Source organism: Nocardia yamanashiensis (assembly GCF_021183565.1).
Classification (GTDB): Bacteria; Actinomycetota; Actinomycetes; order Mycobacteriales; family Mycobacteriaceae; genus Nocardia; species Nocardia yamanashiensis.
This window is the reverse complement of the sequence record NZ_CP089226.1, coordinates 4,812,180-4,832,573: the sequence shown is the minus strand read 5'-3', so window position 1 is coordinate 4,832,573 and position 20,394 is coordinate 4,812,180. Positions and strand designations below refer to the sequence as shown.

At 68.3% G+C, this 20,394-nt stretch carries 19 protein-coding genes; 12 read left to right on the top strand and 7 right to left on the bottom strand.

All coding sequences use genetic code 11. The annotated features are described in order from the left end of the window. Positions 1-68 precede the first annotated feature (68 nt). Positions 69-1,019 carry an aminoglycoside phosphotransferase family protein gene (locus tag LTV02_RS22895; RefSeq protein WP_269821554.1) on the top strand — a complete coding sequence of 317 codons (951 nt, stop codon included), beginning with the start codon at positions 69-71 and terminating at the stop codon, positions 1,017-1,019. On the opposite strand, the gene LTV02_RS22890 is transcribed toward LTV02_RS22895, so the two are convergent. Together LTV02_RS22890 and LTV02_RS22885 are read right to left on the bottom strand one after the other, a co-directional pair. After that, positions 998-1,624, bottom strand: coding sequence for a TetR/AcrR family transcriptional regulator (locus LTV02_RS22890; protein ID WP_233041671.1), 627 nt, complete (start codon positions 1,622-1,624; stop codon positions 998-1,000). The two genes, LTV02_RS22895 and LTV02_RS22890, sit on opposite strands and share 22 nt — an antisense overlap. A gap of 447 nt (positions 1,625-2,071) precedes the next feature. Beyond that, a complete protein-coding gene (locus LTV02_RS22885) occupies positions 2,072-2,788 on the bottom strand; it encodes a uracil-DNA glycosylase (RefSeq protein WP_233033689.1) in 717 nt (238 codons plus the stop codon). 115 nt (positions 2,789-2,903) lie between these two features. On the opposite strand from LTV02_RS22885, the gene LTV02_RS22880 reads away from it, so the two are divergent. The 7 genes from LTV02_RS22880 to LTV02_RS22850 all read left to right on the top strand — a co-directional run bounded on the left by LTV02_RS22880 (position 2,904) and on the right by LTV02_RS22850 (position 10,557). Next, positions 2,904-3,587 (top strand): trimeric intracellular cation channel family protein, encoded by a 684-nt coding sequence (locus tag LTV02_RS22880; protein WP_067710526.1) that lies wholly within the window; start codon positions 2,904-2,906, stop codon positions 3,585-3,587. A gap of 104 nt (positions 3,588-3,691) precedes the next feature. Further along, positions 3,692-4,132, top strand: coding sequence for a GyrI-like domain-containing protein (locus tag LTV02_RS22875; protein ID WP_067710527.1), 441 nt, complete (start codon positions 3,692-3,694; stop codon positions 4,130-4,132). Then, complete coding sequence (locus LTV02_RS22870) at positions 4,129-4,563, top strand: AraC family transcriptional regulator (protein WP_067710528.1); 435 nt, start codon at positions 4,129-4,131, stop codon at positions 4,561-4,563. The genes LTV02_RS22875 and LTV02_RS22870 overlap by 4 nt, the downstream gene beginning before the upstream one ends. A gap of 351 nt (positions 4,564-4,914) precedes the next feature. Beyond that, positions 4,915-5,571, top strand: a complete 657-nt coding sequence (locus tag LTV02_RS22865; RefSeq protein ID WP_157762130.1) for a hypothetical protein — start codon at positions 4,915-4,917, stop codon at positions 5,569-5,571. Continuing rightward, positions 5,568-7,718, top strand: a complete 2,151-nt coding sequence (locus tag LTV02_RS22860; protein ID WP_233033687.1) for an Rv1355c family protein — start codon at positions 5,568-5,570, stop codon at positions 7,716-7,718. The genes LTV02_RS22865 and LTV02_RS22860 overlap by 4 nt, the downstream gene beginning before the upstream one ends. Before the next feature lie 64 nt (positions 7,719-7,782). Further along, complete coding sequence (locus tag LTV02_RS22855) at positions 7,783-9,603, top strand: putative bifunctional diguanylate cyclase/phosphodiesterase (protein WP_233041670.1); 1,821 nt, start codon at positions 7,783-7,785, stop codon at positions 9,601-9,603. A 99-nt stretch (positions 9,604-9,702) separates the two neighbouring features. After that, positions 9,703-10,557 carry an SDR family oxidoreductase gene (locus LTV02_RS22850; protein ID WP_233033685.1) on the top strand — a complete coding sequence of 285 codons (855 nt, stop codon included), beginning with the start codon at positions 9,703-9,705 and terminating at the stop codon, positions 10,555-10,557. 31 nt (positions 10,558-10,588) lie between these two features. Here LTV02_RS22850 and soxR read toward each other — a convergent pair whose 3' ends face one another. Continuing rightward, positions 10,589-11,092 carry a redox-sensitive transcriptional activator SoxR gene (gene soxR, locus LTV02_RS22845; protein ID WP_233033683.1) on the bottom strand — a complete coding sequence of 168 codons (504 nt, stop codon included), beginning with the start codon at positions 11,090-11,092 and terminating at the stop codon, positions 10,589-10,591. 75 nt (positions 11,093-11,167) lie between these two features. Here soxR and arcA point away from each other — a divergent pair, with 75 nt between their 5' ends. Beyond that, positions 11,168-12,397, top strand: a complete 1,230-nt coding sequence (arcA, locus tag LTV02_RS22840; RefSeq protein ID WP_233033681.1) for an arginine deiminase — start codon at positions 11,168-11,170, stop codon at positions 12,395-12,397. A gap of 6 nt (positions 12,398-12,403) precedes the next feature. Beyond that, on the top strand, positions 12,404-12,778 hold the full coding sequence (locus LTV02_RS22835; protein WP_067710532.1) for a GntR family transcriptional regulator: 375 nt from the start codon (positions 12,404-12,406) through the stop codon (positions 12,776-12,778). Positions 12,779-12,839: 61 nt separating this feature from the next. Here the strand turns inward: LTV02_RS22835 and LTV02_RS22830 are convergent, their stop codons facing one another. After that, complete coding sequence (locus LTV02_RS22830; RefSeq protein WP_408639251.1) at positions 12,840-14,447, bottom strand: dolichyl-phosphate-mannose--protein mannosyltransferase; 1,608 nt, start codon at positions 14,445-14,447, stop codon at positions 12,840-12,842. 227 nt (positions 14,448-14,674) lie between these two features. Between LTV02_RS22830 and rsmI the strand changes: the two genes are divergently transcribed. Then, entirely contained in the window at positions 14,675-15,478 is an 804-nt protein-coding gene (gene rsmI / locus LTV02_RS22825; RefSeq protein WP_233041668.1) for a 16S rRNA (cytidine(1402)-2'-O)-methyltransferase, read from the top strand. A gap of 5 nt (positions 15,479-15,483) precedes the next feature. On the opposite strand, the gene LTV02_RS22820 is transcribed toward rsmI, so the two are convergent. Further along, positions 15,484-15,672: a hypothetical protein gene (locus tag LTV02_RS22820; protein ID WP_233033680.1), complete on the bottom strand. Its 189-nt coding sequence runs from the start codon at positions 15,670-15,672 to the stop codon at positions 15,484-15,486. 101 nt (positions 15,673-15,773) lie between these two features. On the opposite strand from LTV02_RS22820, the gene LTV02_RS39315 reads away from it, so the two are divergent. Further along, complete coding sequence (locus tag LTV02_RS39315; protein ID WP_269821553.1) at positions 15,774-16,871, top strand: alpha/beta hydrolase family protein; 1,098 nt, start codon at positions 15,774-15,776, stop codon at positions 16,869-16,871. Here the strand turns inward: LTV02_RS39315 and LTV02_RS22810 are convergent. Both LTV02_RS22810 and LTV02_RS22805 read right to left on the bottom strand, forming a co-directional pair. Beyond that, entirely contained in the window at positions 16,855-18,993 is a 2,139-nt protein-coding gene (locus LTV02_RS22810) for an MMPL family transporter (RefSeq protein ID WP_233033678.1), read from the bottom strand. The genes LTV02_RS39315 and LTV02_RS22810 overlap by 17 nt on opposite strands. Before the next feature lie 206 nt (positions 18,994-19,199). Further along, on the bottom strand, positions 19,200-20,387 hold the full coding sequence (locus LTV02_RS22805) for a peptide synthetase (protein WP_233033676.1): 1,188 nt from the start codon (positions 20,385-20,387) through the stop codon (positions 19,200-19,202). Positions 20,388-20,394: the final 7 nt, after the last annotated feature.

The following is a 20,394-nucleotide window of genomic DNA, read 5'->3' as shown; positions in this document are numbered from 1 at the left end:
ATCAGGTGGTCGGGCGGGAAAACGAATCGGCAGGTTAGGGGTGGTTTTCCTAGGATGGGGCGGTGGATATGAGTGCGCATACGGAGACGGTGGCGGATTGGGCGGAGCGGGTTGGGGGGATGTTGGCGGGGTCGGCGCGGCCGGAACTGGCGGAGGGGCGGTTGTCGGTGCTGGGGGCGGGGATGGATTCGCTGGCGGTGCTGGTGGAGGCGGGGGACGGGCGGTGGGTGGTGCGGCTGCCTAAGGGGGAGGACGCGGTGGAAGGGATTGCGCGGGAGGCTCGGTTGCTGCCGGAGTTGGCGGCCCGGGTGCGATTGCCGATTCCGCGGTTCGCGTTCACGGCGGCGAATCCGCTGGGGCCGGGGGAGTGCTGTGTGTATCCGGCGGTGCCGGGGGAGTCGTTGAGTGACGACGAGTGGGTGGCGCGGGGGCTGTTGGGGAGTGATGCGGTGGCGAGAGCGGTGGCCGAGTTCTTGGATTCGGTGCACGGGTTCCCGGTGCGGCGGGCGGTGGAATTGGGGGTGGAGGAGGTGGACTTCCGGAAGGATTTCGCGGCTGATCTGGAATTGGTTCGGGCGCAGGTGATTCCATTGCTGCCGGAGCGGGAAGGGCGGCGGCTGGCGGAGATCTGGGAGGAGTATCTGGCGGAGGACGCGAACTTCGAGTACGAGCCGGCGCTGATTCACGCGGATGTGAGTTTGGATCATCTGCTGGTCACCGGTGAATCGATCAGTGGCGTCATCGATTTCGGGGATGTGCAGGTGGGGGATCCCGACTACGACCTGTGTTATCTGTGGTCCGATGCGGGCGTGGGGTTCGTCGAAAAAGTCCGGGCGGCACAGGGATTGGGATTCGACGCCCGATTGCGGGCCAAGCTGGACTTCTGGGCATGCGCCGATCACGCGGTGGATGTGCTGCATGCCATCGAGCACGAGATGAGGGAATTCCGGGAGATCGCGATCGCGGGGGTGCGCGAGGCGGTGACGCGGTTCGGGGGTCAGGCGAGCGGTTCGCTGTAGGACTCGACCACGCGGCGGAACAGCTGGACCCGATGGTCGCGGACCGCGGGATTGTCGGGCTCCAGCAGGCATTGGGTGAGGGTGCCGTCGTGCACGGCGATCAGGGAGCGGCCCAGGGCGACCGGGTCGGGGACGCGGCGGCCCGCACGTTCCAGGAGCGTCACCACCACGGGAGTCAGCGCATTGCTGATGGCTTCCTCTCGCGCCACCATCACCCGGCGCAGTTCCGGATTGCGCAGGGCGTGCGCGGTGAATTCGGCGGTGATGCGAAACCATTTGTCGTCCATGGGGACCGCGTGCAAAGCGAATTCCACCGCCTGGCCGGGATCACCGACTTCGATATCGACATCGAGCAGTGCGGTGACCTGGGTCAGCATTTGCGCCGAGCGCTGCTCCCACATGGCGAGGAACAGTTCCTCGAGCGATTTGAAGTTCGAATAGAACGCGCCGCGCGTGAATCCGGCCCGCTCACAGAGCTGTTCGACCGTGCACCGGCCCAGCCCGTCCTCGGCGAAAGCGTCGAACGCCGCATCCAATAGCCGCTGCCGAGTCGCCGCCCGCCGCCGTTTCGGCGGCGCGCCCACCGCACCCGTCTCGTCCGTCATCACGCCCCCGCGATCCGCCGCCCCGGCCCCGGCACCATCGATGCCGCCGCCCACTCCGGAGTTATCGGCCCTGCTCACGACCAAATAGTAGCTAAGACAACTCTCGTGACTCTCAGGGGCAAGCCCCTGAAACCCCGAATCAGTGGGGGTGTGACTCTCTGGGGCAAGCCCCTGAAACCCCGAATCAGCGGGGGTGTGACTCTCTGGGGCAAGCCCCTGAAACCCCGAATCAGCGGGGCGTGACTCTCAGAGGCAAGCCCGGAAACCCCGAATCAGCGAGGGGCGGACCGAACTCGGCGGACCGCGGTGAAGAGTGCGCAGTCGGCAAGGAACCCGGTCGACGAGGTAAGGCCAAAGGGCGCGTAGTAGCAAGCGGACCGAACTCGGCGGGGCACGCGCCGGCGAGAGCACGGACAGGCGCCTGGGCGAAATGCGCGTGGGTCTTACCTATCGTGCGGGAAGTCCGGCGGTGCGGGCCGCTTCGGCGAGCACGGCTTCGAGCATGGCTGGGGTGAGGCGGCCGGTGAAGGTGTTCTGCTGGCTGGGGTGGTAGGTGCCGAAGAGGTGGAGGGGTGTGCGGTCGGGGCGGGCGGGGGCCAGTTCGTAGTGGGCGCCGTGGCCGAACTTGGGCTTGGGTTTGGGTACGGTCCAGCCGGATTCGGTGAGGGCGGGCAGCAGCGCCTGCCAGCCCCAGCCGCCGAGGACGACGATCGCGCGGAGGGTGGGAGCGAGCAGGCCGAGTTCGGTGACCAGCCAGTGGCGGCAGTTGTCGCGTTCCGACGGCAGGGGTTTGTTGTCGGGCGGGGCGCAGTGCACGGGCGCGGTGACGCGGGTGCCGAGCAGGCGCAGGCCGTCATCGACGCTCAGGCTCGTCGGCTGGTTGGCGAGGCCGGCGCGGTACATGCACGCGATGAGGACATCGGCGCTGCGGTCACCGGTGAACATGCGCCCGGTGCGATTGCCCCCGTGCGCCGCGGGCGCGAGACCGACCACGAGCACCCGGGCGTCGTCCGGACCGAAGCCGGGAACCGGTTTGCCCCAGTAATTTTCGTCACGAAAGGCGGCGCGCTTGTCATGTGCGACCTGTTCCCGCCACTCCACCAGGCGCGGGCAGGCGCGACACGCTGTGAGCTGGGCATCCAGCTCGGCAATTGTGCGGCACACGGGTCGATTCAAGCGCACCCGGGCGGGAACCGGGGTGTGAGGTCCCGGCGTGGCGGCAACAGCATAGGGTTCGCGGGTAGCCGAGAGTTTGCGATTGCGAAGGGAACCCGCACACATGGCTGATTTGGTGGAGCTCGGCACCGCCGTCGACGCGGCACAGCGCGCCGGAAACCTGCTGGGCGTGTTCGCATTCGGCGTGTCGGGCGCCCTGCTGGCCGTGCGGCGGCGGTTCGACGTGGTCGGCATCACCGTGCTCGCCATCGCCACGGCCACCGGCGGCGGCATCATCCGGGATCTGATCATCGGCCGCACGCCCCCGGCCGCCTTCGTGCAACTGAGCTACGGCGGCGTGGCGCTGCTGGCCGCCGCGCTCATCTTCTTCTGGCATCCCCCGGTCCGCCTGGTGCGCACCCCGCTGCTCGTCACCGACGCGATCGGCCTCGGCATCTTCTGCGTGACCGGCACCGTCACCGCCTTCCAGTTCGGCATGTCGGCCACCTCGTCGGCGGCGCTCGGCGTGGTCACCGCGGTGGGCGGCGGCGTCATCCGCGATGTGCTGGCCGGCGTGACGCCCAGCGTGCTCAGCGACGGTGAGCTGTACGCGGTGCCGGCGCTGCTGGGCTCGGTGGTGACCGCGCTGCTGCTGCACTACGGCCAATACACCTTCTGGACAGGCGGTTTGGCGGGCGCCGGCGCGGTCGGCCTGCGGCTGCTCGCGCTGTGGCGGCACTGGCGCGCCCCACTCGCCCGCCCGCACCGCCGGAGGATCGAAACACCGGAGCACGGACCCTCGACTTAGCCCATCCTCAGTCGTGTCGCCGAACACCCTTGTGCTCGATTGATAGCATGGCTGAGGCCGCCCGACGGGCTGTGGAAAACACCCAGAGAGAGCTACTACTTCCGATGCAGTTTGAGATCGTCGAACGCGACGAGACGTGGGTCGCGGGGTTGCCGGTACGCAGCCCCAAACGCGCCCTCGGAGAACTGCGCGACCACGATCTGGAAGTGGCCTGGGCCGCCGTGCTGCATCAGGAACTGGGTGGCCCGCTGGCGTCCGCGTACACCGATTACGCGGCCGAACTGGGCACCTACAACACCCAGATCGTCGGCTACCAGTGCGATTCCTTCGACCGGGTGACCCGCGGCCATATCGTGGCCCGCATCCCCGCCGGCACCTACGCGCGCTTCTCCTCGGTCGGCAACTTCCCGCGCGTCATGACCGACCTGTGGACGCAGATCGCCTACGCCGAGGAGCACAACCAGATCAAGCGCATCCACACCGGCGATTTCGAGTGCTATCCGCACGCCTACAAGATCGACCTGTACCTGGCGGTGGAGCCGTGAGCTATTCGATCGTGGTGCGCCCCGGCGGTGTCTACGGCGGTCTCGTCGTCCCGCGCGTGCGCCCCAGCTTCAAGATCAGCACCAGCGACCTGATCGAGTTCCTCCGCGATCGCCTGCGCGACCGCGACGGCGTCGAACGCCCCCTCGCCACGGTCTACGTCCCCGACCCCGCGGGCAACTACAACGTGCTGGTCTCCTACGAATACGCGGACCCGCACCAGGCTCCCGTCGGCGATGTCCTGATCCGCGTCCCCAAGGGCGTCTACGCCCGCTTCCGCCCCAATGGCGACTATCACGATCCGGCCGAGGACGTCTGGGCCCAGGTCGACGACGCCACCGCATCGGCCGAGATCACCCGCGCCTACCGCGAGGAGATCGAGATCTGGACCGGTCCCGCGGATCTGGAGCTCTTCATCTCGATTCTGGTCTGACCACCGACCGTTAACCAACTGTTAGCTAGACGAGAACCAACCAGTCTTGTCGTTGCTTTTCATGACTAATAGCAATGGTTTGACCAGGGGGGATTTCTGGATACACATTCGGGTATCGGACCGTTTGCCGGATATCTGGACAATTTTGGTCACCTGACGGATACTCCCCTAGGTGCCCAAGCCAGGAGCGGTCGATACATGACCGTATCGGGCGGGAGCGCGCTCGTCGCGCGAAGTCAGCAGTAGTGGAGTGGGAACTATATGGCAGTCGAACCGATCTCGCTCATCCCGGCCGAAGGTGCAGGTCGCGGGATGCTCCGTTGCCGTGATGCGCGATCCGGGTGCACGATCTTGATCGGTCCGCCGGCCGCGGATCCGCGGCTCTGGCGCGAGTACCTGGACGGCGCGCTCGAGGTCTACCGTTCCTTCGGCGCCGAGGAGGCGGTCGAGTACGACGCCTGGCTCGACGGCCGCACCACCTCGCTGTTCTGCGTCGCCCTCGATTCCGATGGCCGGGTGGTCGCCGGCGTACGCGCCGAGGGCCCGCACCGCCACGTGGACCAGGTGCACGCCGTGCGCAGCTGGGCCGGACGCCAAGGCGACGCCGCCTTCCGCAAAATGGTCGCCGACCAGATCCCCAGCGGTGTGGTCGAAGCCAAGACCGGCTGGGTGGCCCGCGATGCGGAACATCGCCACGCCCTGGCGGATTGGGTGGCCCGCGCCATCGTGCAGAGCGCATTGCTCCTGGGTGTGCGTTATTCGACCGGCATCGCCCCGTCCCACGTGCTCGACCGCTACGCCAGCAGCGGTATGAAAGTGGTCTGGTGGGTGCCGTCCTCGGGCTACCCGAACGAGCGCTACATCACCCATCCGGTGTGGTGGGACATGCAGACGTATAAGTCGGTCGGAACCCCCGAGCAGGTGCGGTTGATCGAGGCCGAGATGGCCGAACTCACCGCAGGCGGCACGGTCCATCGGACCCGGGGCGAGGGACTGGCGCAGGCATGAGCGCCGGCTCGTTCGCGGCCGGTGCGCACCGACCGCTGCTGTTCGATGAATTCCATCCGGATGACGCTGTACAACTCGCGGCATTACGCGCTGATCCCGCAATCGAATTCACCGACCGCCGCGATTTGCTGCGCGCCGAATTCGACGGTTTGCTATCTCCGCCGGAATTCTCCGAAGGACCGGAGCTCGATCGCTGGGTGTATTACCCATGGCGTCGCTCGGTCATTGCTCTACCCGGTCCGGGCATACTGCGGGCGCTCCGGCTGGACCGCAATCGCAATCACCTCACTCGCGCGGAACAGGAAAAGCTCGGCGCGCTGACCATCGGCGTGGTCGGGCAGAGCGTAGGTCACGCCGTCGCGTACACCCTGGCGCTGGAAGGCATTTGCGGTGGGCTGCGGCTCGCCGACTTCGACACCATCGAGCTGTCCAATCTGAATCGCATTCCCGGCACGGTGTTCGACATCGGCGAGAACAAGGCCGTGGTCACCGCCCGCCGCATCGCCGAACTCGATCCGTACCTGCCCGTCGAGATCTTCGAAACCGGTGTCGGCGAAGACAATATGGATGCCTTCCTGTCCGGCCTGTCGATCGTGGTCGAGGAATGCGATTCGCTCGATATCAAGCTCGCCGTGCGCGAGGGCGCGCGCCGGCACCGGCTGCCGCTGCTCATGCAGTCCAACGATCGCGGACTGCTGGATGTCGAGCGTTTCGACCTGGACCCGAACCGCCGCCCGTTCCACGGCATGCTCGGCGGTACCAGCTCGGCCGAGCTGCGCGGCCTGTCCACCCGGGACAAGGCCCCGCACGTGATTCGAATCCTGGACGGCCGCAACCTGTCCGAGAATCTTGCGGCCAGCATGGTCGAGGTCGGTGAAACCCTGAACAGCTGGCCGCAATTGGGCGGCGAGGTGCAGCTCGGCGGCGCCAGCGTGGCGAGTGCGGTGCGCCGGATCGGCCTGGGCATCAAGCTGCCATCCGGCCGGACCCGGGTGGATGTCGAACGCGCCCTCGACGAGATCGTCGAACCGGAGGCGTTCGAGGATCTGGTGTGGCCGGAGGAATCCGACACCGAGCCGGAACCGGAATCCGGGATCGCGGCCGTGCTGGCCTGTGCGCAGCGCGCCCCCTCCGGCGGTAACGCGCAGCCCTGGAACCTGCGCGCGGATGCCACGGAGATCACCATTTCGCTTGCCCGCGAACGTACCTCGATGATGGATATCGGTTACCGCGGCAGTGCGCTGGCGCTGGGCGCGGCGCTGTACAACGCGCGCGCCGCGGCTGCCGCGCAAGGCCGCCTCGGTGCGGACGAATTGCGTACCGGCGGACCGGAACTGCTCACCGCGGTGCTGCACCTGGGTTCGGACTCGGATCCGCAACTCGCCCAGGACTATCCGGCGCTGCTCACCCGGCACACCAATCGCCGGGACGGATCCGGCGCTCCCTTGCCCTCGGCGGTGCGCGACGCCCTCGACGCCGTCGTGACCCACGCCGGCGGCGGGCTGCGCTGGATCTCGGACCGGACCGAGGTCGAGTACGCAGCCGACATGCTGGCCGCCTCCGAGCGCACCCGCTATCTGACCCCGGCCATGCACACCGAGATGATCTCCGAGCTGCGCTGGCCCGGCGACGATCTGCGCACCGGCATGGACCTGCGCACCCTGGACCTGGCCCCCGACGAGATCGCCAAGCTGGAGATCGCCCGCCGCGCCGATGTGATGGCCCTGCTGCGCACCTGGTCCGGCGGCAGCGCCCTGGTCGACGGCACCCGCGACAAACTGCGCACCAGTTCAGCGCTGGCGGTGCTGACCATGCCCACTCCGCCCCTGGACGACCCCGCGGAGCTGGCGGCCTACGCGCGCGCCGGCACGATGCTGCAGCGCGTCTGGATCGAGGCGGAACGCCGCGGATTGGCCGTTCAGCCCGTTTCGCCGGTATTCCTGTTCGCCCGACGCCCCGAGGAACTGCATACGGTTTCCCCGGAGTTCGCCGATACACTAGCGTCACTTCAGGGCCGCTTCCTGGAGCTGTCGGGAGTGCCTGAGGACGAAACGGTGGTGTCGGTTCTGCGATTGGGATACGCACCGAAACCAGCGGTTCGGAGCAGGCGACTTCCAATACCGGGCGCGGACACCCGCGGTTTGTGAGATCGGAGAAAAGGTGCCTCGGCGAACGCTCGACTCACTGGTGACCCAGGTCGCCTCCGAGTTGATGTCGGTCGATGCCACCACGATGACGGCGGCCAGCGAGCAGGTGCTGTCCTGGCTGGTGGAGCACTTCGACGTCGATTTCAGTTTTCTGCGCTTCACCGATCAGGTCCGCCGGGTCTCGGTGATGGTCGCGGAGTGGCCGCGCCGCGTCGTACCCGACGCCGACGACGAAGATCCGCTGCATGTGGCTCATCTCGACGACCCCACCTCGGCGCTCGGTCAGCTCTCGCACACCACCGAGCCGATCATCATCCGGCCGATCCCCGAATTCGCCGACTATCAGCAGCTGATCCAGCAGGCCACCGGAATCGAATCGGTATCGGTGGCGGCGGTGCCGCTGGTCTCGCGCGGCGAACCCACCGGCATTCTGGGCTTCATCAAGGCGGGCGACCGCGAGTGGAGCAATCGGGAACTCAATGTGCTCAAGGCGATTGCCGCGCTGTTCGCGCAATTGCAGGCGCGCGTGGTGGCCGAAGAGCGGTTGCGCTACATCGCCATGCACGACGATCTGACGGGGCTGGCGAACCGCCGGTCGCTACTGGAACACATGGAGGACCGGCTCAAGCCGGGCAGCCAGGGCCCGGTGGCCACCTTCTTCCTCGACCTGGACCGCCTCAAGGCGCTCAACGACTTTCTCGGCCACACCGCCGGGGACAATTTCATTCGCACGCTGGCCACCCGGCTGCGCGAGAATCTCGATCCCGGTGACATGATCGCCCGGCTGGGCGGCGACGAATTCGTCATCGTGCCGGCCAAACCCCTCGATGCCGCTGCCGCGGACCAGGAGGCCACCCGCATTCAGCAGCTGATCGGCCGCCGTGTCACCGTCGGCGAGGAGACCGTCAGCCGCGGCGCGAGTGTGGGTGTGGCGCTGGGGATTCCGGGGGAGACCACGGTGGCGGATGTGCTGCGCCGGGCCGACCATGCGCTGCTGTCCGCCAAGTCGAGCGGCGGCAATGGCGTCGCGGTGTTCACCGATGCGATGCGGGCGCAGTTCGAGTTGCAGGACGATGTCGAGCTGAACCTGCGCGGCGCGGTGTCGGACGGGTCGCTGCTGCTGCATTACCAGCCGGAGGTGGACCTCAGGACCGGGCGGGTGGTGGCGCTCGAGGCGCTGGTGCAGTGGCAGCATCCGACGCGCGGGCTGTTGCCGCCGGGGGCGTTCGTGGGCGTCGCCGAGGCCACCAATCTGGCGGGGGAGCTGGGGCGGTGGGTTATTCGCACGGCGTGTGAGCAGTTCTCGCAGTGGCGTAAGCGCGGGCTGGCCTCGAATGTGGTCATTCGCATCAATGTGTCTCCGGTGCAGCTGGTTTCGCTGGATTTCGTGGAGACCATGGAGGATATTCTGCGTCGCTTCGGCATCGACGGGTCGTCGGTGTGCCTGGAGATCACCGAGCACGTGGTGGTGCAGGATCTGGCGCGCACCCAGGTGACGCTGCGCGGGCTGAAGCGGATGGGCGTGCAGATCGCCATCGACGATTTCGGCACCGGATATTCGTCGCTGTCGCATCTGAAAGCGCTGCCGGTGGACGCGGTGAAGATCGACCGCGGCTTCGTGCAGCGGCTGGGCGCCAGCGCCGACGATCTGGCCATTGTGAAATCCATTGTGGGACTGGCGGGTTCGTTCGGTTTGGGCGTGGTCGGCGAAGGCGTCGAAACCACCGTGGCGGCGCGTACCCTGGTGGCATTGGGATGTTATCGGGCGCAGGGATTCTTGATCGCGCGGCCGATGCCCGCCGAAGAAGTCGAAGCACATTTGAGCGCGGGCCGGATAGCGTTGGATCTGGATCTTCCGGGTACCGGCCGCAACTCGGCCCCCTGAAATTAGGGGCATATACCTGAGAATGACCGACTCGCGAACAATAATGTTCGCGAGTAGCGTGCCGTCTGACAGAGCTGTCAAATTCGAGGATGGATCGGCGTGGGTGATCGAAGCCTGAGCGGCAAGAAGACATTGATAACCGGGGCCGCGAGCGGCATCGGCCGAGCGACCGCGCTGGCCGCGGGACGCAAGGGGGCGCGGCTGGTCCTGACCGACCTGAACGCCGAGGGCCTCGACGACACGGTGGCCACGGTGCGCGCCGAGGGCGGGATCGTCGAGTACTCGCAAGCCCTCGACATCAGCGACTACGACGCGGTGACCGCGTTCGCCAAGCAGGCGCACGAACTGCTCGGGTCGCTGGACGTGGTGATGAACATCGCGGGCGTGTCCACCTGGGGCACGGTCGAGAATCTCGAGCACCGGCACTGGAAGCTCATGGTGGACGTGAACCTCATGGGCCCCATCCACGTGATCGAGAACTTCGTGCCGCCGATGATCGCGGCGGGGCGCGGCGGGGCGCTGGTGAACGTGTCCTCGGCGGCCGGGCTGCTGGCCTTCCCGTGGCATGCCGCCTACAGCGCCAGCAAGTTCGGCTTGCGCGGGGTGTCGGAGGTCCTGCGATTCGATCTGGCGCGGCACGACATCAAGGTGCACCTGGTGGTGCCTGGTGCGGTGGACACGCCGCTGGTGCAGTCGGTGGACATTGTCGGCGCCGACCGCGACGATCCGCGAATCCAGGCCTGGATCAAGCGATTCCGCCGGCACGCGCGCCAGCCCGAGCAGGTGGCGGATTCGATCCTCAAGGGCGTGGAGAAGGGCACCTACCTGATCCACACCCAGTTCGACATCCGTTTCGGCTACTGGTGGGCGCGCAAGTTCGCCTGGCCGTACGAGTTCGCCATGGCCAAGGCCAACGACCTGTTCACCACGTTCCTCCCGAAGGATCAGCGGTAGGGGCCGATCCTGCGGGACACGGGGGAGGGGGTCATGCGGTGGCGGGGCCGCAGGTTTTGGTTTCGGCGCAGTTCTCCGCGGCGTGCACGTCCAGCACCCGCGCCCCCGGGCCCGCCGCGCCCAGATGATCGTGTGCATTGACCAGTTTGCAGCTGCCCAGCGACAGACATCCGCAGCCGATGCACCCGGTCAGGTTGTCGCGCAGGCGAATCAGCTGTTCGATGCGCTCGTCCAGGTCCGCGCGCCAGTTGGTGGACAGCGTCTCCCAGTCGCGGCGGGTGGGGTTGCGCCCGTCGGGCAGCGTGTCCAGGGCCGCGCGGATCTCACCGAGCGGAATCCCGACACGCTGGGAGATGCGGATGAAGGCCACCCGGCGCAGGGTTTCCCGCGGGTAGCGGCGCTGATTGCCGCTGGTGCGGCGGGCTGTGATCAACCCCTCACGCTCGTAGAAATGCAAGGCGGACACCGAAACTCCGGCCCGTTGTGCCAGCTGGCCCGGCGTCAATTCCTTCGCTTGCCACGACGCGGTCTGCATACCTGAAGATTACTCGAGGTTTTTCCCGGGTGCGAATTGCATGCCATCTTTGCCCAGGGGAACTACCGTCAGGATATGGGAACAAAGGCTGCGCCGACGGCGCGACCGTTTTCCGTGACCTCGGAGGTCGGCGCGTTGCGCACGGTGCTGCTGCACCGTCCCGGTGACGAGCTGCGCCGGCTCACCCCGCGCAATAACGATCAGCTGCTCTTCGACGCCATCCCCTGGGTGGAACGCGCGCAGCAGGAGCACGACACCTTCGCCGAGGTGTTGCGCGGGCGCGGCGTCGAGGTGCTGTTGCTGGCGGATCTGCTCACCGAGACCATCCAGGTGAGCGGGGCGGCGCGGATACAGGGCATCTCCGGCGCGGTGGACGCGCGGCGGCTGGGTCACGGGCTGGCCGACGAGCTGGCCGCCTATCTGCGCACGGTGCCGGCACCCGAACTCGCGCACATTCTCACCGCGGGCATGACCTTCGACGAACTGCCGTTCAGCGCCGACGCGACCTCGCTGGTGCGGCGCATGCACCACGGCCACGATTTCGTGATCGATCCGCTGGCCAATCTGCTCTTCACCCGCGACTCCTCGTTCTGGGTGGGGCCGCGGGTGGCCATCACCTCGCTCGCCTTGCCGGCCCGCGTGCGGGAAACCTCGCTGACCGATCTCATCTACGCTTTCCACCCGCGTTTCCTCGGCGTGCGGCGGGCCTACGAATCGCATACCGCGCCCATCGAAGGCGGGGACGTGCTGCTGCTCGCGCCGGGCGTGGTGGCGGTCGGGGTGGGTGAGCGCACCACGGCCGCGGGCGCGGAAGCCCTGGCGCGCAGCCTGTTCGAGGACGAGCTGGCGCACACCGTGCTGGTGGTGCCGATCGCCCAGACCCGCGCCACCATGCACCTGGACACCGTCTGCACCATGGTGGACGTGGACGCGGTGGTCATGTACCCGGCCGTTCAGGATTCGCTGTGCGCGTTCACCATTCGCCGTCAGGACGGCGGCGGGGTGAGCATCGCCGGACCCGATCCCTTCCTGAAGATGGCCGCCGAGGCCATGGGCATCGGCCGGCTGCGGGTGGTGGACACCGGCCTGGACGGCGTCACCGCCGAACGCGAGCAATGGGACGACGGCAACAACACCCTGGCGCTGGCGCCCGGCGTGGTGGTCGCCTACGAACGCAATGAGATGACCAATGCCCGGCTGCTCGACGCCGGAATCGAAGTGCTGCCCATTCCGGGGTCCGAACTCGGTTCCGGCCGCGGCGGCCCGCGCTGCCTGTCCTGCCCGTTGTCGCGTGACGAGGTGTGAGAAGCCATGCTGGACATCCCGGTCGACCACCACTCGACGGTTCCGCCGTACGAGCAGCTCCGGCAGGGGCTGATAGCCCGCGTCCGCTCCGGTGAGCTGGCGGCCGGGACCAAGATTCCGACGGTGCGGGCGCTGGCGGCGCAATTGAAGCTCGCGCCCAATACGGTGGCGCGGGCCTATCGCGAGCTGGAACAGGACGGGGTGCTCGAAACCCGCGGGCGGCTGGGGTCTTTCATCGCCTCCTCCGGCGATCCGACCCGCGATCTGGCCGGCCGGGCGGCCACCGAATACGTATCGGTGATCCGCCGTCTCGGCCTGGACGACGAGGCCGCGCTGCGTTACCTACGCGCGGCGCTGGGCGAAACCCGCTCCGCGCCATAAATACTGGAGGTCGGGGCGCTGCCCCATTTTCCTACGGGGGTGCGGGGGCGCAGCCCTCGCGCTATTTCCAGCTCGGCAACCACAGGTGGTCGTGCCAGCTGGCCGGGGTGATGGGCATGGCGGTGAGAATCGGCCACAGCCAGATGAAGTTCGCTATCACCAGCGCCAGGTAGATGCAGACCGCGAGCAGGCCCAGGCCTTGGCGTTCGCTCGGTGGCGTGAACTGCTGTAGATCGGTCGCACCCGAGAGCCGTCGCCCGCTGGGCGGCGCGTGGCCGAGGATATCGCCCAGCGCGAGAGCCACTCCCATCACCAGGAACGGGGCGAGCGGGACGGCGTAGAAGAAGTACATCTGCCGATCCAGCGACAGGAACCAGGGCAGCAGTCCCGCGCCGTAGCCGACCAGCACGGCCGCGTAGCGCCAGTCGCGGCGCACGATACTGCGCCACATGGCCCAGGCGAGCATCGGGAACGCCACCCACCACAGGGCGGGGGTGCCGATCGCCATCACGGCCTTCACGCACTGGGATTGGCCGCAGCCGCCCACATTGGTGTCGGCATAGTAATAGAGCATGGGCCGCAGCCCCATCGGCCAGGTCCACGGCTTGGATTCCCAAGGGTGGTGATTACCTGCGGAATTGGTGAGTTCCTTGTGGAAGGTCAGCACTTCCCCGCCGTAGAACCAGAGCGAGCGCAGCGCCGCCGGCACCCACGAGAAGGCACCGTCCCGGCCCACCTTCACGCCGACCGCCCAGCGGTCGTAGCTGGTCTCGCTGGCGAACCAGGCGTAGAACGAGGCGAGGTACACCGTCACCGGCACCACCGCGAGCGCCCACACGGTCGGTCCGAGATCGCGTACCGCGACGCCCGCGAATGGCCGCCGCACCCGGTAGCCGCGCCGGGCCGCGAGGTCGAATCCCAAACTCAGCGCGGCGAATCCGACCACCCAATACGCGCCGGACCATTTGGTGCCGCAGGCCAGGCCGAGCATGAGGCCCGCGCCGAACCGCCACCAGCGCACCCCGAAGCGGGGCCCGAAATCGCTGTCGCCCAAGCGTCCTTCGGCGGCGACCAGCGCCATGCGGGCGCGGATATCGTCGCGATCCACGATCAGGCAGCCGAAAGCCGCTGTCACGAACAGGGCTTGGAAGATGTCGAGCATGCCGAGCCGCGACGAGACGAAGGTGAGACCGTCGCAGATGATCAGGATGCCCGCGAACGCGCCGATCAGGGTGGAGCGGGTCATGCGCCGCACGATGCGAATCACCAGCAGCACCAGGATGGTTCCCGATACCGCGGCCGTGAACCGCCAGCCCCAGCCGTTGTAGCCGAAGAGCCATTCGCCGAGCGCGATCATCTGCTTGCCGACCGGCGGATGCACCACCAGCCCGTAGCCCGGATTGTCCTCGGTGCCGCCGCCGTTGAGCACCTGCCAGCCCTGCGGCGCGTAATGCTTCTCGTCGAATACCGGCGTCTTACCGTCGGTCGGATAGTTCAGCATGATGAACCGGGTCAGCATCGCGACCGCGGTGAGGAACAGCGTGACCGCCCATCCGCGCGCCCGATCCAGCGGACCGTAGTCCGGCGAGGGCAGCAGCGGTGCCGGACTGGACAGCGCCACACCCGCGTCTTCGGAGGCTTGCGGTCGCGTGTCGGTCACCTGGGTCACGGCCTCGATCGTAGGCGGTGCGGGGTGCTCGGGTCCGCCACGGTGAGAACCTCGCCGCCCGGCCGCCCCGGCGCCCGCCCGTATGCTGGGGCGGATGCCCGCCCGGGCCGCGGTGCCGACCCGCCCGGGTTTCCGCGATATCCGCGCCGGGTTTCACCGACGACAAGGAGTGCGATGTGAGCGGCGAGCCGACCTCGACCGGACGGCTGGTGCTCGCGGCGACCCCCATGGGCGATATCGGCGACGCCTCGCAGCGCCTGCGCGACGCCCTAGCGACCACCGACATCGTCGCCGCCGAGGACACCCGCCGCACCCGCTCGCTGGCCAAGGCCCTGGACGTGGAGATCACCGGCCGCGTGGTCAGCTTCTACGACCATGTCGAAACCGCCCGCATCCCGATGCTCCTGGAGGAAATCGAATCCGGCAGCACCGTGCTGCTGGTGACGGACGCCGGCATGCCGTCGGTCAGCGACCCCGGCTACCGCATGGTCGCCGCCTGCGTCGAGCGGAACCTCCCCATCACCTGCCTGCCGGGCCCGTCGGCCGTGACCACCGCGCTCGCCCTGTCCGGCCTCCCGGTCGAACGTTTCTGCTTCGACGGTTTCGTCCCCCGCAAGTCCGGTCAGCGCAAAGAGTATTTCCGCACCCTCCTGACCGAACCCCGCGCCGTCGCCTTCTTCGAAGCCCCCCACCGTCTCGCCGACTGCCTGGCCGACGCCGTCGAAATCCTCGGCCCCGACCGCCGCGCCGCCGTCTGCCGTGAACTCACCAAAACCTACGAAGAAGTAGTCCGAGGCCCCCTCGCCGAACTGGCCGCCTGGGCCGTCGACGGCGCCCGCGGCGAAATCACCGTCGTCCTCGAAGGCGCCCAACCGATTTCGACCGCCCCCGAAGACCTGGTCGACAAGGTGGAAGCCCTCACCGCCACCGGCATGCGCCTCAAGGACGCCTGCGCCGAGGTAGCGGCGGGCACCGGAGCCTCGCGCCGCGAACTCTACGACGCCGTCCTGGCCGCCCGCGCCGCGGACTGACGCGCTCAGCGCCTGCGAGATCGTGCCTGCCGTGTCAGGTCGGTGATCTGCTCGGGCCGATGGGCGCCGTTGAGTTCCGCGACCAGTTCGTCCGGGCACAGCTCGACGCGTTCGCCCCACCAGCGGCGAGCCTTGTTGTCCCAGATCTGGTAGCCGCCGGGCACGCCGCGGGCCACATATCGCCGCTTTGCCACGGTCGCAGTCTAGTTCGGCCCCTGACACGCCGATTGGGGCGATGCTCTGGGTGGGCGCGTCGCTGAGCGGCAATGCGGGTGATCTTGGATACCGTTCGGGAATGGGGTTGACCAGCTGGGTTGCGGGGGTCGCGGCCGGACTGTCGATCGTGGTGAGTGGGGCTGGGACGGCTGTCGCGGAGCCGGATTCGGTGGCGGGGGTGCAGGTCGGGGTTACCACCATGCATTTGGTGGACGGCCAGCGTGCGGATCCTTGGCGGCGGGGGTCGCGGCGGGAACTGATTGTCACGATGCACTATCCGGCGGTGGGCGGGGGGTCTTATCCGGTGGCCGACAATCGGCTGGTCGGGTTGCCGCAGCCGCTGGTGGCGGCGCGGGCGCGGGTGGGTGCGCCGGCGGCTGGTGCGGCGAGAACGCTTCCGGTGGTGCTGTTCTCGCCCGCGGTGGGGTTTCCGGCGCGCACTGGGACTTCGCTGGCGGAGGATCTGGCGGGGCGCGGGTATGTGGTGGTGTCGGTGGAGGACACGCATGGCGCATTGCCCGGCACGGTGCTGCCGGACGGGCGGGTCGAGTGGTACGACCTGCGCAATCTGACCGATATTCGTGCGGCAGTGCGTACTTCGTCGGAGGCGCGCGCCGGGGATATCCGGTTCGTGCTCGACGAGTTGACGGCCATGGCGGACGGCGGGCATCGGACACTGCCGACCGGATTGGCCGTGGCGATGGATGCGGGCCGGGTCGGCATGGTCGGTCATTCGCTGGGCGGGACGATGGCAGTGGTCGGTGACGCGCGTATTCGCGCGGGTATCGATCTGGACGGCTATCCGCCGCCGTCGTATCTGGCCCCCGGGCTGGTCGCCGATCCGCAGCGGCCCCTGCTGTTCCTGTTCGGCGACACCCCGGATCCGGCGGTGCGGCGGCAGTCGGTGGATCAGCTACTGGCCGGCCGTACCGGGTGGACGCGCCGCCTCGTGCTCGCGGGCGCGGGGCACTGGTCGTTCTGCGATATCGCCTTCGCGCCCCGGGTGATCACCGAATCTCCGCTGCTCACCAGGGTGTTCGGCACCATCGGTCCGGAGCGGGCGCACCTGGTGACCAGAACGTACGTGGCGGCCATGTTCGACCGCTTCCTGCGCGGGCTGCCCGCCCCGGAGCTGGACGCCCCCGATCTCTTCCCGGAGGTCAGCCCCGCACCTTGACGGCGTCCTCGGACTCGAGCACCTGTGCGGGAATGGACTTCCGGCGTGCCGCGAGCGGGGTCCACCAGTTGGCCGGTCCCATCAGCTTGACCAAGGACGGGACCAGCAGCATGCGGACCAGGGTGGCGTCGATGATCAGCGCGATGACCATGCCGAGCCCGAGGAAGCGCATCGGTGTCAGCGGCGAGAGCGTGAATGCGCCGGTGATGAGAACGAGAAGCGTTGCGGCGGCGGTGATCACGCGGGCCGTCTGCACGGTGCCGGTGTGAACGGCTTGCTCGGTGTCCGCCCCGGCATCGTGCGCCTCCACCATGCGGGAGAGCAGGAAGACCTCGTAGTCGGTGGACAGGCCGAACACCACCGCGATGATGAGGACGAGCATCCCGGCGGAGAGCGGGCCGGGGCTGACGGCCAGCGCGCTCGCCAGGTGACCCTGGTCGAAGATCCAGGTCAGGACGCCGAAGGTGGCGGCCAGGCTGAGAAAGGCCATGAGAACGGCCTTGATCGGCAGGACCACCGACCGGAAGGCCAGCGCCAGCATGAGCAGGGTGGCGGCGACCATGACGATGAGCATGAGGGGGAGCCGGGACAGAACGGCGGTGACACTGTCCGCCGTCGCCGCGCTTTCGCCGCCGACCCGCAGGTCCAGGCCGTCGATGGCGAGCGCTCGGAGGCGGTGGACGGCGTCCTGGGAGGCGGGGGAGCGGTCGGGGGTGGTGAGGGCCGCGTGAATTACGGCGGTGTCGTCCCGGGTTTCCAGGTGCAGCGCCTGTTTGACGCCGGGGACGCCGCCGATTTCGCGGAGCGCCTTGGTGATCGCCGTGGATGGCAGTGGGCTGCCGTCGGATTCGCGGATCAGGATGGTCGCACCGCTGTTCGCGGCGGGGAAGTGCGAGGTCAATTCCTCGACCGCAGCCCGGGTTTCGTTGCCGGCGGGCAGAGCCGTGTGGTCGACATCGCCGAGACGGACGCTGGTCACCGGCGCGGCCAGGACGAGCAGGATCGCGCCGACGACGATCGCGACCGTACCGGGGCGGCGCATCACCGCCGTCACAACACGCCCCCAGAAGCGCTGAGCGCGGGCTTCGGAACGCTCGAAAGCGTCCGCGCGCCAACTCCATTTGCCGATGCGCGGGCCGAGCAGCACCAGCGCGGCCGGCAGCGCGGTGACCGACAGCAGCGCCGCCAGCGCGACGGCGGCGATCGCACCGAAACCCAGCGACCGCAGGACGGCCTGCGGGAAGACGAAAGTACCGGCGAACGCGCAGATCAGCAGTAGCGCTGAGAACAGCACCGTGCGACCGGCGGTGTGCAGCGTCCGGGCGATGGCCTCGGCGGGCGTGCGTCCCTGCCCGAGCTCCTCCCGGTACCGCCCGACCACGAAAAGCCCGTAGTCGATGGCCAATCCGAGCCCGAGCAGCGACACCACGTTCATGGCGAAGATGCTCACCTCGGTGAACCGCGCCAGCAGGCCCACCGTGCCCAGTGCGCCCACCACCGCCAGGGAGCCGACCAGCACGGGCAGCGAAGCCGCGACCACGCCGCCGAACACCAGCACGAGCACCAGCGCCGTCAGCGGAATCGAAATCGACTCGGCGACGATCAGATCGTGCCGCGACTGCGTGCTGATCGCATCCGCGAGCGCGCTGTACCCCGTCAGCTTCGTATCGACGCCGGGCACGCGAAGATGCTCGGCCAGTTCGGGATACACCGCGATCCGCCGATTGTCGTCACCGGCCGCGAACACCACCGCGACGGCCTGCCGCCCATCCGCCGAGCGCAGGTACTGCTGCCGTGAACTGTTCCAATAACTCTCGACCGGCCGATCCAGCAGCGCCGGATCGATCCCTCCCACGGCGGCGGTCACCTGCGGACCGATATCGGCGAGCGACTTCCCTTCGGGCGCGGTGTAAATAGCGATCACGTCCGGGTTCTGCGGCCCCAGCCGCTCCTTCACCCACTGATCCACCGCACTGGATTCCCCACCCGGATCGGTGAACCCGGCCGCACTCACCCGCTCCGCCAGCCCGGTCCCGAACAGCCCGCACGCCAGCGCGAACAACACCGCCGCCACCAGCACCGTCTTCGGCCGGGCGACCACCAGTCGCGCCCACGTAGTCATCAAGCACTCCGATCGGTATTGCTGCGCTGCCATTCGGGCTCCGGCCTGCCACTCGTTCAATTCGGCCTGCCTTTTGTGATCGGGCCAGCCACTCGTGACCCGGCCTCCCACTCGTCATTCCGGCGTGCTTCTAGCCGGAATCCATACGAGTGGCCGAGGTTGTGGAGGCCGGCTAAGAACATGCCGGGATGGCGGGAGCTGCTTCATCAGCTGACGCTGGTATCCGCCTCCGCCAGTTCGCTTTCCAAGGTCCGGACGATCCGGTCGAGCAGCGCGTCGAGCCGTTCCTCGATGCCCCGCCCATTGCGCGCCGATACCGTCAGCTCGGTGCGCCCGCCACCCTCGGTCATACCGATGAGCAGCGGCATGGCGACGCTGTGCTGCGGCAGGATACGGATGGAGGTGGGCGTGAAACCGGGTACGGCGAGCGCGTCGTAGTCGTAGCGGCCCATGTGAGAGACGGTGGCGGAGGCCAGGTTTCGTCCCCAGCGGGAGCCGAGCGCGTTCAGCGTGTGCAGCAGTCCGCGCCCCACGGCCGGCGGCAGCGCGGTGAGCCCGCCATTGTCCATCTGGTCGAGTTCCCGCCGTTCCCGCAGCCCGGTGCGCTTGATCTCGGCGATCTCCTGCCAGGTCATACCGGGCGTGGCGTCGATGAAGAGCGGCAGCGCCAGATTTCCGGTGGACCGGACCGAGGGATCGTGGCGGCGCAGATCCACCGGCACCATGATGCGGGAGATCGGTCCGCCTTCGGAGGCGAGCACGGCCGCGACCCGTTCCAGCGCCCCGCGCCCGGTGGCCGCGATGGTGCGGTGCCGCAATAGATGCCGGTGCACGCCCGGCTCCTGCCGCCCGCGCCCGGTGGCGGATCGATAGCGCGGCAGCATGAGCGTCGGCCGCCCGGGCGCTCCGACCTTGCGCACCAGTTCGGCATCGGCGATGGGATCGGGCGCGCCGAGCGGTTCCTCCCCGCGCAGCGCCCGCAGCACATCCGTGAACCACATGATCAGGCCCATGCCGTCCATGACGCCGTGGAAGACCCGGAACACCAGCGTGGTGGTGTCGCCGGTCAGCAGCAGCAGTTCGACGGTCGCGTCCGGCGTCGGACCGATCGGCGAGGTCAGCACCGGATCGCCTTCCAGCAGCGGGTATTCCAGGCGATGCTCGAGCACCCGCACCGCCGGCGCCACCCCGCTGTCCACCCAGTACTTCCCGTCCCGCACCAGGCGCGCACCGGGATTCGCGGCCGCCGCCACGGCGACCGCCCGCCGCAACTGCTCGGCGTCGATCGCGCCGACGCCTTCGACGGCCAGTTGCATGAGGAACGGCGGAGCCAGATCCCGCATGGGGAAGTAGATGAGTTCGGTGGGGGTGATGGGTCGGCGGAAGGTGCTCACGATTCCC